6 protein-coding genes and 1 pseudogene are annotated in these 15,462 nt (G+C 34.4%); all 7 read left to right on the plus strand.

What is annotated here, in order from left to right; translation table 11 throughout:
• Positions 1–1,462 (plus strand): annotated as a pseudogene (locus tag ABJM36_RS00005) (hypothetical protein); the annotation flags it as partial.
• 80 nt (positions 1,463–1,542) lie between these two features.
• Positions 1,543–9,798: a T9SS type B sorting domain-containing protein gene (locus tag ABJM36_RS00010; protein WP_348447867.1), complete on the plus strand. Its 8,256-nt coding sequence runs from the start codon at positions 1,543–1,545 to the stop codon at positions 9,796–9,798.
• Positions 9,799–9,801: 3 nt separating this feature from the next.
• A complete protein-coding gene (locus ABJM36_RS00015) occupies positions 9,802–10,785 on the plus strand; it encodes a type IX secretion system membrane protein PorP/SprF (RefSeq protein WP_348447869.1) in 984 nt (327 codons plus the stop codon).
• Between the two features lie 181 nt (positions 10,786–10,966).
• The gene (locus ABJM36_RS00020; RefSeq protein WP_348447871.1) at positions 10,967–11,425 is read left to right on the plus strand and encodes a hypothetical protein; all 459 of its coding nucleotides are present in this window, start codon (positions 10,967–10,969) and stop codon (positions 11,423–11,425) included.
• A 134-nt stretch (positions 11,426–11,559) separates the two neighbouring features.
• Positions 11,560–13,797 carry a TonB-dependent receptor gene (locus tag ABJM36_RS00025; RefSeq protein ID WP_348447873.1) on the plus strand — a complete coding sequence of 746 codons (2,238 nt, stop codon included), beginning with the start codon at positions 11,560–11,562 and terminating at the stop codon, positions 13,795–13,797.
• Positions 13,798–13,944: 147 nt separating this feature from the next.
• Complete coding sequence (locus ABJM36_RS00030; RefSeq protein WP_348447875.1) at positions 13,945–14,391, plus strand: protein-disulfide reductase DsbD domain-containing protein; 447 nt, start codon at positions 13,945–13,947, stop codon at positions 14,389–14,391.
• 29 nt (positions 14,392–14,420) lie between these two features.
• On the plus strand, positions 14,421–15,422 hold the full coding sequence (locus ABJM36_RS00035; protein ID WP_348447877.1) for a TlpA disulfide reductase family protein: 1,002 nt from the start codon (positions 14,421–14,423) through the stop codon (positions 15,420–15,422).
• Positions 15,423–15,462 lie beyond the last annotated feature (40 nt).

The raw sequence follows: 15,462 nt of genomic DNA on the forward strand, positions 1-15,462 counted from the left end.
AGAGGAAGCAAAAGCAAAAGAAGTTGAAGCTGCAAGATTACAAGCATTAGCATTGGAACAGGCCAGAATAGCAGAATTAGCAAGAGTTCAGGCTGAAGAGGAAGCAAAAGAAGTTGAAGCTGCAAGATTACAAGCATTAGAATTAGAACAAGCTAGAAAAGCTGAATTAGTAAGAGTTCAAGCTGAAGAGGAAGCAAAAGCGAAAGAAGTTGAAGCTGCAAGATTACAAGCATTAGCATTGGAACAGGCCAGAATAGCAGAATTAGCAAGAGTTCAGGCTGAAGAGGAAGCAAGAGCGAAAGAAATAGAAGCTGCAAGATTACAAGCAGTAGCATTAGAACAAGATAGATTAGCAGAATTAGCAAGAGTACAAGCTGAAGAGGAGGCTAAAGCAAAAGAAGTTGAAGCTGCTAGATTACAAGCATTAGAATTAGAACAAGCTAGAAAAGCAGAATTAGCAAGAGTTCATGCTGAAGAGGAAGCTAAAGCGAAAGAAATAGAAGCTGCTAGATTACAAGTAGCAGAATTAGCCAAAGCTCAGGCCGAAGAGGAAGCAAAAGCAAACGAGGATAAAAACGAACAAATAGAGGAAATTCTATTGGATGAAGTTTTAATTGCATTTAAAAAATCAACAGAAGGGGCAACAAAATCTCAAGAATTATTATTTAATAAACTAAATGATAAGGTAGCCAGTAAACAACAGGACTTAGATAAACTTAAAGAAGAAAATGATTTAAGTGAAAAAGGAATTGTTAGTGGGCCAAAAGTATTTAAAAGTGTTTCTGCAGAAAATGCAGAGATAGAAAGCTTAAAACTTAAAATTGATAATTCTATAAGTTTCGGAAAAGCTAAAATTACCGAAATAGAAGCCTTGTATAAAGAAAGGCTTAAAAAAGTAAAAGATAAAAACGACTTAGTAAATATTGAATATATAAACACAATTGAGGTATTAAAATCTGATGTTTTAAAAGCTCAAAAAAAGAAGCAAAGTTTAATTTTAGCTTTAAATGATATTAAAATAGCCACCGATTTTGAAAGAAGAAGAAGGATAAAACGCGCCGATTATGATAATGAAGAGGATAGATATAATAAGGATAGAGCCGCATTAGCAAGTATAAAGAAATTTACAGAACCAAGTGCAACCCCATTAACCATTGAAGATTTTGATTTTGGAGAACCACTAAGTAACATTCAAATAGTAAATGGAATAAATAAGGTTAATGAAGGCTATTACTTAGTAATTGCCGTACATAAGGATGTAGCTAAAAGAGATGAGTTTTTAAAGAAAACAGTTCAGTCTGGAGAAAATAATGTAGACTTTTTCTTTGATTTAAATACAAGTAAATATTACATTTATAGTGAAAAGTATGACAATATTGGAGAAGCTAAAACAGCATTAGATAAAAGTAAAGGAAGTAAGCCATTTAACAGCAAAATGTCTATGGTTAAAATACAAAACTAAATGATTTTAGGTGAAACAATATTGTGCGTAAGTTTGAGTGATTGTATTTCAATATGTAAGATGAAATTAATATATGTAATATGAAAAAGACTACTATAAATAACATTGGGCTTATTTTAGTTTTACTCATGATGAGTATACCATTATATGCCCAAAATTTTGTCCCATTTACTCCAAGGTTTAACCAAGATTTAAAGGGGGATATTCAGCTAATTGGAAATAATATTTTAGGGCCTGATAACAATGCCTTTAATAATAGAGGTGTTTACAATCATGATGTTAACATGGTTTATATAGATATTGATGGTGATCCTTCAACATTTAGTTCATCTAGTGCAGATTTAACAATTCCGAATCCAGGATGTTATAGAATTATTCATGCGGGTTTATATTGGGGAGCGGTTACTAACGGAAATGAATCTATAATAGACGTTAAATTTAAAGGACCTTCAGGAGGTTATCATGATGTTACTGGCACAGTTATTTTTAATGCCAATGGTACTTCGGTTGACAATGGGGATAGTTATCCTTATGCGTGTTTTGCCGATGTTACATCTATCGTAACTTCTTTAGCAACAGATTTAGGTACTTATACAATGGCAAATGTATCTTCTTTACAAGGCCGAACATCTACTTTTATACCAAGAAATGGCACAGGAAACTCTGCGGGTTGGTCGCTTTACATTGTCTATGAAGACCCTACATTACCAGGTAAGTCTATTACTAGTTTTGATGGATTTAGTGCTATTAGTGTAGCAGGTGCTAACTTAACGTTAGATGTTCCTGTTACTGGCTTTAGAACCGTTCCTGCACCAGCACCTGTTAGAGCAAATTTTGCATTTGCGACCCTAGAAGGAGATAGTCCTATTGTTGGCGATCAATTACTATTAAATGGTTTGAACTTATCAACCGTCGATCGTCCTCAAACTAACTTTTTTAATAGTTCGGTAACTCAATTAAGTGCCTTACCTGTAACCAATAGAAATCCCAATAGCACCAATACTTTAGGATTTGATACAGGAGTTATTGTCGTTCCTAATCCTTCTAATTCAGTGATAGGAAATAATGCTACATCTGCTACTGTGCGTTTAGAAACAAATGGGGATACTTATTTTCCTTATTTTTTCTCTTTAGCAGTCGATATTATAGAACCAAATATAGTATTAACAAAAATAGTTGAAGATGCTGCAGGTAATGATATTGGAGGTATGATTGCTAATTTGGGCGATGAGTTAAACTATGTTTTGGGCTTTCAAAATACAGGAAATGATAATGCAACCAACTTAATTATTAGGGATATCCTTCCTACGAATGTGGTTTTTAATTATCCTAGCGATATTGGACTGCTTCCAGTAGGTGTATCAGTGCAGAGTTATGATCCATCTACTAGAGAATTAGTGTTTAGTGTAGATAATTCTGTTGTAGAAGAAAATGACCCAATACAAGAAATTCGATTTAAAGTTACAGTGGTTTCAACTTGTAGTTTATTGAATGATGCGTGTTCAAACATAATAAGTAATCAAGCATTTTCGACCTACAATGGTACTTTGAACCCTACGTTTACAATATCCGATGATCCTAGTTTTAATACGAATACAGGGTGTTTAATTACACCAGGAGCAACTAATTTTTTAGCAGATATAGATTGTGTTTTTGAAGAAGAGGTTATTTTGTGTGGTGCAAGTACAGTTTTAACATCGGGTAGTGGTTACGATTCTTATTCATGGTCTACAAGTCCTTCAGGAACACCAGTAATAGGAACCACACAATCAATTACCGTAACTGAAACAGGAACGTATTATGTAAATAACACTGCTGTGGCGCCATGTCAATCTACAGCACAACAGTTTGAGGTTATTACGTTTGGTGCAGGGGTTACTAACCCTGTAATTCCTTTTGCAGATGAGGTTGTTATTTGTCCTAATGATGGTAAAGAATTACCCAATATATTTTTGTGTGGTGCCAATGGACCAAGATTTATAGAAACTAATATTACCGATACCACTTCAATTATTTGGGAACAATTAGACGAAAGCAGTTGTACTGCTGAAGTCAACCCAAACTGTGCCAATGAAGATGCAGCTTGCACATGGAACCAAGTTGAAACGGGGCCAAACTTTTTAGCAGATACTGCAGGTCAATTTAGGTTAACCTTAAATTATGATGGTGGATGTTTTAATCAGTTTTATTTTAACGTTTACAGCAATTTATTAGTGCCTACGGTAACGTCACGAGATATATATTGTACAACTCCTGGACAAATAGTTGTTGGGAATGTTCCTAGTGGATATGAGTTTAGTATTGATGATGTAAATTATCAATCTAGTAATATGTTTTCGATAAACACACCTGGAGTTTATTCGGTTTATATTAAACAAATTGGGGTGGATCCAAATCCTTGTGTTTTTAGCGTTCCAGATATTCAAATACGACAAACAGATTTTACAGTTTCTACGGTTGTTAGTCAACCCTTATGTAATGGCGATTTAGGTAGTATTGCATTGGCTGCCAATGACGTGAGACCGCAATATTATTTTTCTATTTCAAGTGGAGGGACTTTAGTAAATAGTGTTGGTCCTATAACACCAAACAATTATGAATTTTCAAATTTAAACCCAGGTTCCTATACAATTGAAGTTTCTACTGAAGATGGTTGTATCTATTCTGAAGATATTGATATTATAGAGCCCGATTTATTAGAAGCCACTTCAGCACTTACCACACCTTTAACATGTACGGATGGAGAAATTACTGTTTATCCATCAGGAGGAACAGCACCCTATTTCTATTTTGTAAATGGTGCCACAGATTTTCAAACAGTGCCAACAATCCCTGTAACTGCTTCTGGAGTGTATAATATACGTGTTGTAGATTCTAATAATTGTATTGCTGAAACTTCTATCTCGGTCGAGGCTATTCTTCCACCAGAATTTACAGTGGATGCTAGCGATATTGCATGTTCAGATTCTGGAGATGTTGGTAGTATAAGATTTAATGTTACTAATGCGAACGGCAATACTCTAGAATATAGTATTGATAATGGTGTAACATATTCAAACTCTAATACATTTACAGGTTTAGCCGATGGTACCTACGAAGCTGTAATTCAGTACGGTGCAGGGCCAGAAGTGTGTACAACCAATGTGCAGAATATAACTATCGAAACACTTGCTACGGTAACGGGAACAGCAACTTTAACAACACCATATAGCTGCTTTTCTGAAGGTGTAATTACGGTGTCGGGAGTAACAGGTGGAACAGCGCCTTATTCGTATAGTTTAAATGGTGTTACATTTCAGTCAGCCGATACATTTACTAATTTAACCGTTGGGTCGTATACAGTAACTGTTAGAGATTCTGGTGGCTGTACTTTTATAGCAGATCCAATTACCATTGAAGCATTAAATCCGCCTACAGATATGGATTTTAGTGCTACCGCTTTAAGTTGTCCTGCATTAACATCAAACGTAACTATTACTTCAACAACAGGAGGGACACCAACCTTGGAATACCAGATTATTGCTCCAGCAGCAATGGCTACAGGATACCAAACATCAAATGTTTTTAACGGATTAGTTTCTGGAGCATACACATTTCAAGTTAGAGATGCCAATGGTTGTACGTATAGTGAAACATATAGTATTGCGCCTTTAGACCCAGTAGTTGTAGGCACTGTAATTTCAAAAGGATTAGATTGTACTGCATCTCCCGATGGTATAATATCAGGAACAATTACTGATGGCGTAGCACCATTTACATACGCCGTATCTTTTAATGGTGGTGCATTTAGCGGTTCTAATGCGGTAACGGGCAATACGTTTACCTACCCTGTGACAACTAATGGTACGTATCAATTTCAAATTACAGATGCTAATAATTGTATTGCAGAATCTTCAGAAGAAACTATAAATGCTATCTCATTACCAGAAATTATTTCAGTAGTTCAAACAGAACCAATTTTATGTCATGATGATAGCAATGCAGCAATTGATATTACTATTAATAATTCGGTTGGCACAGCTCCTTTTACAATTAACGTCTATAACGAAACTACAGCAACAGATTACGGTACACAAACAACCAGTTTATCTGCCGGTATTTATACCATTACATTAACCGATGCAAACTCCTGTATAGATACGGAAAGCATAACTATTACAGAACCAGATCCTATTGATTTTGCTTTAAGTAAGGTTGATATAACTTGTAACAACCCTGGAGGTTCTAGTTTAGGGTCAATTACCGTACAAAATGTTACAGGCGGAACAGTACCATTTACCTATTACATTACCAATAATTTTGGAGATGTAATTCCAGGGAATCCATATTCGGCAACTACAAACGAAGATCATACATTTAGTATTATCAATTTTGGAACATATACTGTTAATGTTATTGATGCCAATGGTTGTAGTTTTTCTAGACAGGTAACTATGGCTTCGCCGCCATCAGATTTATTAATTGATGTAACAACGGTTGTTCCAGATTGTACAACAGGGGGAACCGCAGTTGTTGAAGCTATTTCTGCTGTAGGAAGTGGAAGTTACGAGTTTGGTATTTTAGAATTTAATACATTACCGTATACTTCAAATTATTTTCCTGCTGATGCTGGTTTTCCTAACCAAAGAACATTTACTAATTTAACACCTGGTGTCGTATATACTTTTGTAGTTCACGATTTAGTTACCGATTGTTATTATGTAAAATCTGCAGATGCAGCTATTGCGCCAGCATCATCATTAACCTCTACAGTAATTCCAAATAACGTGGTATGTCAAGGTGAAAATAATGGAAGTGTAACGTTTACTATCGATAATTTTGATAGTACAACAACCTCAGTAGATTACGAAATATTTAGAGCGTATTCCAATGTGTTAATTGAAGGTCCCATTAATATAGGAGTAACTTTTGGTAGTCCAACAACTGTAACTACACCAGCACCAGGATCTTTATCTGTAGGCCAATATTATATTCGTTTTACAGAAAATGGTACCGGATCTTTTGATGGTTGCGAATCTGCATCGACTATATTTGAGATTAGTGAATCTGCAGTAGCATTATCATTAACGGCTTCTATAGATAAAAATGCTAATTGTAATCCTAATTCTGGTGTTATAAGTGCTGTTGCTTCAAATGGAACACCACCGTATTCTTATCAATTAACAACATCTGCAACACCACCTTTAGCTTCCGATCCTTTATGGGACGTTGTAAGTACCTTTAATGCAAACGCAAGTCCAAATAGCTATTTTGTGCATGTTTTGGATGCTTTTGGTTGTATAGAGTCTACACCTGGTATTATATTAGATGCCGACCCGGAACCTGTTATTACAGCAGCGGTAACTAATCAATGTATTGCAATAGATGGTCAATTCGAAATTGATGTAAATTTAACAACCACAGGTATTGCCCCATATAGTTATAGTATTAATGGTGGTGCTTTTCAAACTAAAACGGTACCTTTTACTATTTCAAATTTAGCATCAGGAACACATTCAATTGCTATTCAGGATGCCAATGGTTGTGGTAATCTAGTTTCAGTTGATATTCAGCCACCTTTAAATGTATTACCAGATATTACAGTTTTCCCAACTTGTAATAATGACGACGGACAAATAGTTATGACCGATGCAGGAGGGTCTGGGGCATATTCGTATGCAATAGCGCCTAATTCAGCTTCAATTTCATTATTAGGAAATGTGTTTTCAGGCGTACCTTCTGGAATTTTTACTGTAACAGTAACCGATAATATTTCAGGTTGTATTGAAGATGTGACCGTATCCATGCCAGAAGCTGTTCAACCTGATTTTACAACCACAGCAACGGCAGTAACTTGTTTTGGAACTAATTCGGGCACATTCGAACTTAACGTTAGCAGCGGCTATTCCGGAGGTTATACTTATGAGGTTTTTGATAGTACGTCTACTTCAGTTTTTGGAGTAGTGAGTACTAATACCTCGACAAATCCAGAAATGGTTTCTGGACTAGGAGCAGGTACTTATTCTGTTATAATTACAGAGTCAGAAAGTCCTTTTTGTTCTGCAGAAAACACAGTTATAATTTCATCTCCATCCCAAGCACTTAATCTAATCGCTTTAGAAACGTCCAATGTAACCTGTGATGATGGTAAAGGAACCATTACAGCAACAGCAACAGGAGGTTGGGGAAACTATGAATATGAATTAACAGGAACAGCAACAATAGCTTATTCTGCTAACGGCACATTTAGTAATTTATCGGCAGGGTCTTATACGGTTAATGTAAGAGATGCTGGTGGTTGTATTGTTTCAGAAGATGTTGTGCTTGATTTCCCGTCGGATATCGATGCTACTATAACAGCAACTCCAAGTACATTGGCTTGTTATGGTGATGCCAATGCCACTATTACCGTAAGTAGTGTGTCGGGTGGACAGGGTAGTAATTATACGTATACTTTAAATATGACCTCGCCATCAATAAGTACTTCGGGACCTCAAACCTCGCCAGTATTTAATAATCTAAGTGTAGGTACTTATAATATTATGATTACCGATGGTTTTAACTGTGAGTTTACTTCAACAAATGTTGTAATTACACAGCCTTCAGAGATAGAAGCAAGTTTAGTAAAAACCACCTCGCAAACATGTACTACTCAAACGACTTTAACACTTAGTGCTTCTGGCGGAACAGGAGTTTATGAATATAGTGATACAGCATCATTCGCAACAAGCTTAGGTACTTTTGCTAGTTCTGTTAGCTTTCAGGTTTCAACAGGAACATTTATGTATTATGTTCGAGATGCCAATAATTGTTCAGCAAATGTGTCGAACGAAATAAAAATAGACCCGCTTCCAACATTAATGGTTAATTTAGATACAACCAATGCTACCATTAATTGTGCCGGCGATGATAATGGTGTCATTATCGCTTCCGCGGAAGGTGGACTAGGTAACTACATTTACACGTTACAAGATACATCAGGAACTGATATTGTAGGAGCCACACAAGACAGTCCAGGAGTTTTTACAAATCTTCCGGTTGGGAATTATCGCGTTCAAGTTGAAAGTGGCGATTGTTTAGAAGTGTCTTCCAATGCCCCAATAACAAATGCAGGAACCCTGCTAGAAGTTGTATTTAATCCATTAGACGTGACTTGTAATGGTGAAAATGATGGTATGTTAGAAATCACGACTACTGGTGGTTCTGGTGCCATTAAATATGCTATATCTCCACAATTAGATCAGTTTTTTAATGTTGAAACCGTTGAGGATTTAGCGCCAGGAAATTATGATATTGTAGTACAAGATGAGTTAGGCTGTTATGTTGCTTATAATTTTGATATCGATGAGCCAGATCCTTTAGGATTTAGATATACTATTGATACTGAAGCACCTTGTATTGGAGATGAAACAGGAGCGTTTACAGTTGAAATTTTAGGAGGAGAGCCACCGTTTAGCGTAAGTTTAGATGATATAACTTATATTCAATTGCCAAATGGCGAAAACACATATACCTTTGAAGATTTGGAGGGTGGTGAAAAAATGGTGTATATTTTAGATAGTGGAAATTGTGGTGGAGATAGTCCGTTTTCAATTCCGTTGTCAGATCCTGTTAATCTAGATCCGCAAGCCAATATCGAATACGAATGTATTAATGATGCTACAAATACAAACTGGGTGACTAATACCGTAACAGTAACTGTAGATTCAAGTATAACAGATACTACTGCATTAGAATATGCTTTAGATGGAGGTACATTTGCAACTGGAACAGGTGTTTTTGAAAACCTGTCTCCGGGCAATCATAGTATTGCTGTGCGTCATCCTAATGGTTGTGTAAAAATTACCAATAACAATGTGCCATTTGAAATTGAAACCTTTCAGCCTTTGGCCTTGGTGCTTGAAGATGGTGGTTTAAACGAAATAGTTGCGGTAGCATCTGGAGGAGAACCACCTTATGAATATATATTTAATGGTCAATCTAACGGAAATATAAATACCTTTTTAATTTATGAGTCTGGAGATTATACTGTTACTGTAATTGATGATAATGGTTGCGAAGTATCAGCAACACGATTTTTCGAGTTTATAGATGTTTGTATTCCAAATTACTTTACACCTAATGGTGATGGTAATTTAGATACATGGGGACCAGGTTGTTCTAGCCAATATACTAATTTAACCTTCGATATTTTTGATAGATACGGACGAAAAATAGCAACCTTAAGAGTAGGCGAAAAGTGGGATGGTAAATATGGCGGTGTCGAATTGCCTTCTGGTGATTATTGGTACTTAGTTAAACTAAATGAACCTAGAAATAAACGTGAATTTGTTGGACACTTTACACTGTATAGATAAATTATGAAATTAAGAAAATTATATATAATTCTGCTTCTCATGGTTATCTCTAACAGTTATAGCCAGGAGTTGAACTTGCCAGTGTTTACACAATATTTGGCCGATAATGATTTTGTTGTTTCGCCTACCTATGCTGGTATTGGCGACAATTTAAAAATTCGAGCAAACGGCTTAACGCAATGGGTTGGTATAAAAAATGCACCCGATAACCAATCTGTTTATGCCGATGTTAGAATTGCAGATCGTTCTGGTCTTGGATTTTCATTTTATAATGATAGAAACGGAAATACGATACAAACAGGTGGTAAAATATCGTTTGCACACCATTTAATATTAGATTATTACGAAAAATTATATCTGTCCTTCGGAATATCTTATAATATTAATAACTTCCGTATTGATATTAATAATTTTAATACAACTTACGAAAACCCAATTGTAGATCCTTTTGTTACCGACGATAGACGAACCTCCAATACTAATTTTGATATAGGTGCTTTGCTGAGGTATAAAGGTGCATTTTTAAGTGTTAATGCTAACAATATTTTAGAGAAACAAATTGATGAAAGTGTTAGAGTTGCAGAACCAAATTTACTTTTAAATTATCAAGTGTATTCTGGTTATATTTTTAAAGGTCCTAAAAAAAGTGGGTTGGAGTATGAGCCATCAATCTTTTACCAAATGTTTAGTAGCGACAAACGGTCTAGTACCGATTTAAACTTTAAGTTTAGAAAGTATAATAGAAACTACGATTATTTTTGGGCCGGAATTTCTTATAGATTCTTAAACGATCAGTTTTTAAAACCTTTAAATATTGGACCTATGGTAGGTTTTCAAAAATCGATATTCTATTTTGGTTATGCTTATCAAGTTACTACAAACGAGTTGTCTGCCTACAACTCAGGTACCCATGTAGTAACTATTGGTTTAAACTTTTTACAAAATATTAGTAATTGCCCATGTACACAAAGTGCCATTAGAAAGTAATTTGTTATCTGAGAGGCTAGGGTTTTTAATAGGGGAATCAGCCATTCATCTTCAATTTTAAGTTTTTTTTTAGATTTTTTAAAACCAAACTAATGTTTTTTTCGTTAGTATTACAAAGTAGTTTAAAGCTTTTGTGTTTTCAGTATAGAATGCAGTAGAATAAGTTACAACTAGCGTTTTAATGGATAACAATACTCTTAAAATATTAAAGTCTTTTATTATAAAAATAGCTGTAATAGCTATAAGTTTATGTTATGTGTTTGGGCCTTCTCACCATGTGGTTAGTCAACTATTGCATAGTTTGTCCCATGGTATAGAATCTTCTCGTTTATTTTTGACTCATTCTAGTCATCACCATCATAATCACCATACACATACGGAAACCGAAAAAACAGAAGTTCATAGCCATGAGATTATAGAGGTTATAGATAAAGTTTTAGAAGGTTCAAATTCTGAAAACGATTCCAAAAAATCTGAAATCGTAAATTTTAAATTAGATAAACATTTAGAGGTCAACACGAATTTTAGAATTCAAAATTTAGACTGGTCTTTAAAAGCGCAATCGGTATTTATCTTCAAGGTACAAAATGTACATAAAGGCTATATTAATAGCTTAATAGAACCTCCACAATTCGTTTAGTGTACTAGTTTGTTTATTCATTTTTATAAACGTAGTTCACCAACTAAAATTAAAAAATGTAAAAATTTTACTTATCAACTTCTACGGAAATTAATGCTTAATTAATTGTCCTAGGGGATGCAATATATTTAATAATGTTAAAACATATAATAACAGGACTGTTATTTACTTTTAGCGTTGGGCTAAGTTATGCTCATGAGCTAAGTGGAACAGTCATTTCAGAAGAAAATAACAAACCGCTTCAAGGTGTTGGGGTTTATAATAAAACTACAGGGAATTATACGTATACTAATATTTCTGGCTATTTCGAAATTGATGATGTATCGGTTAACGATATCATTTTATTTTATCAGTTAGGTTTTGAAAATCAGGAGGTTGTAATTGATAAAAGTCAATTAAATGGTTCCGTTGATATACTCTTACCAATATCTAAAGCATCTTTAGATCAAGTTTTTATAGTATCGAAAGTTAATACTTTAAGTACTTTTTTAAATGTCGATTTAAAAACAAATCCTGTAAAAACATCACAGGAAATATTAAGAAAAATCCCAGGGTTAGTAATTGGTCAGCATGCCGGTGGAGGTAAAGCCGAACAAATATTTTTAAGAGGTTTTGATATTGATCATGGTACAGATATCGCTATAGATGTTGATGGTATGCCAGTAAATATGGTATCGCATGCGCATGGTCAAGGCTATGCGGATATGCACTTTATAATTCCTGAAACTATAGAAAATATAGATTTTGGTAAAGGTTCATATTACGCCGATAAAGGAAACTTTAATACCGCCGGATATGTAGATATTAATACGAAAAAAACAATCGATAATAATGTGATTTCGGTTGAGGCTGGACAGTTTAATACGGTTAGAGCGCTAAGTATGCTTAAGCTAGTTGAGACCGAAAATAGTTCGGGGTATTTAGCCTCCGAATTAATGCTTTCTGATGGTGTATTTGATTCGCCTCAAAATTTTAACCGTATAAACATTATGGGGCGTTATAATTATAATAATTATAAAGATCAAGAGTTAACATTGTCTATGTCTCATTTTCAAAGTAAATGGGATGCTTCGGGACAAATCCCTGTTCGCGCGGTAGAAAGTGGTCAAATTGGACGTTTTGGAGCGATTGATGATACCGAAGGCGGTAACACCAGCAGAACAAATTTATGGCTAAATCATAAAAAGCAATTGGATGAGCATTCGGCTATAAAAACGTCAGCTTATGTGTCTAAATACGATTTTGAGTTATTTTCAAACTTCACTTTCTTTCTAGAAGACGCGGTTAATGGCGATCAAATTCGTCAATATGAAAACAGAACCATAGTTGGAGCCAAAACAGCGTACGAGCATTCTTTTCATTTACAAGACCATGATGCGCAATTAAAATATGAGTTAGGTATGGGTTTTAGATATGATGATGTTAATGATGTACAATTGTCAAGGACAAAAAACCGACAAGAATTATTAGAGCGTTTGGCCTACGGAAATGTAGATGAATTAAATGGTTTTTCATTTGCTAATTTAATGTACAAGAAAAACAAATGGACTATTAATCCGGGATTGCGACTAGATTATTTTAATTTCGATTATGAGAATTTATTAACCGAAACTTATGATAATGCTAGTGAAAATAAGGTGTTACTTAGCCCAAAGCTAAATTTTATTTATGCAGCATCATCAAAATTACAGTGGTTTGCTAAAACAGGTTTAGGATATCATTCCAATGATACTAGAGTGGTTACCGCTAATAATGGAGAGGATATTTTACCAACAGCTTTTGGTACAGATTTAGGGCTTATTACTAAACCAGCAGATCGATTAGTAATTAATGCAGCACTTTGGAGCTTATTTTTACAACAAGAATTTGTTTACGTTGGTGATGCCGGAATTGTAGAACCTAGCGGAAAAACAAAACGTTTTGGTGTCGATTTTGGATTGCAATATCAACTAAATGATTATTTGTTTTTTAATACCGATGTTAATTATACCTATGCTAGAAGTAGCGAAGAGGCAAGCGGACAAGATTACATCCCTTTAGCTCCAGATTTAACATCTTCAGGAAGTTTAATTGTTAAAGATTTAAATAACTTTTCAGGAGGTATAAGTTATAGAATGATTGGAGACAGAGCTGCTAACGAAGATAACTCCATAGTTGCTGATGGCTATTTTATAACCGATTTAAACCTGAATTATACGCTTAAAAATTGGACGTTTGGAATTGTTGTTGAAAATCTATTTGATAGCGAATGGAACGAAACACAATTTGCTACCGAAAGTAGGTTGGTTAACGAATCTAACGCAGTCGAAGAAATTCATTTTACACCAGGTTCTCCATTTTTTTTAAGGGGGAAAATATCTGTTAAATTTTAAAAAAAAGCATAGTATTTAAAAGCGCACCTTTATGGTGCGCTTTTTGTTTAACAATAAATTAGTGTGGGTTTTAATGTCAATTTTTATCCTAAACCATTAACTTTCTTTTTATTTTTGGTTTAAAATGCGTTTAATTAAAAAATAGTTATGAAAAATATTGTTGTTATAGTGTGTCTGTTGTTTACAGCACTTTCGTTTGCTCAAATTTTAGAACCAGTCAAATGGACAACCGATGTAAAAAAGATATCAGATTCTGAATATGAGCTAATCGCTATTGCTAACATTGATAAGAAATGGCATTTATATTCTCAAACGGTCCCAGACGGTGGGCCTTTGCCAACTGTTTTCAGCTTTGTAAGTAATGGGCATTATTTAAAAAAAGGTAATACAAAAGAGGAAATAGGGGTAATGGTGGATGATCCAACATTTAATATGAAGGTTAAATACTTTGAAACTAAAACGGAATTTAAACAACGTGTTAAGTTAAAAAAGAAACCACCTTTTAGTATTGAAACCGAAATCGAGTATATGGTATGCGATGATATCCAATGTATTATGCCCGATCCTGAAAACCTTACTTTTAACATTCAATAGATGATACATCTATAACTTTATACTTAATTATGAAAAAACTTGCCTGTATATTACTGGTTGCTATAGCGCTTATATCGTGTAATAAAGAAGAAAAGAAAGACTATGTAACGCTTTCTGGTAAAATTATAAATGCAACATCCGATTCTTTAGTTGTCGCTCAACGTGCTATTATAAAATCCATTAAGGTAAATCAAGATGGAACATTTTCTGATACTTTAAAAGTAGCTTCAGGAAATTACGTATTGTTCGATGGACAAGAGCAAGCTAATATTTATTTAGAAAATGGTTTCGATTTAAAAATCACGATAGATACCAATGCATTTGACCAAAGTATACATTATGAAGGAGTAGGAGAGGACGTCAATAATTATTTAGCCAAAAAAGTATTGTTACAAGAACGTCTTTTGGATTATGATGATTTAATGGCTTCTGATAAATCGGAATTTGAAAATAAACTAGGTTCTAGTATTGCAGAATTTAAAGCCTTGTTAAATGAAGTATCCAAAGATAATGTCGCATTTATTGCTAACGAAGAGAAAGGTTTTAAAATGATTGAAGAGCATTTAAAATCGGCGTATAGTAAAAATAATGAGCCATCGCCTTTTAATGGTAAAGTGGCACCAAAATTTAATGATTATGAAAATTATGCCGGTGGTAGCACATCGCTAGACGATTTAAAAGGAAAGTATGTTTATATCGATTTATGGGCTACTTGGTGTGGTCCATGTAAGGCCGAAATACCAGCATTAAAACGTGTTGAAAAAGCATATCATGGAAAAAATATTGCCTTTGTTAGTATTTCTTTAGATAGCCCTAAGGCTTACGATAAATGGAAAGCTATGGTTAAAGAAAAAGAATTAACAGGTGTGCAGTTATACGCTAAAGGCGATCAAAAATTTGCCAGAGATTTTAAGGTGAACACGATACCTAGGTTTATTTTAATCGATCCAAATGGTATTGTTGTTAATGACAATGCACCTAGACCTTCAAGTAAACAACTAACTAAGATTTTTGATAGGTTAGAGATTTAATATCAAGCAAAAAACAGTAATTGTGTTATATACGTGTTGT

It is taken from the genome of Algibacter sp., assembly GCF_039977455.1.
GTDB lineage: Bacteria > Bacteroidota > Bacteroidia > Flavobacteriales > Flavobacteriaceae > Algibacter_B.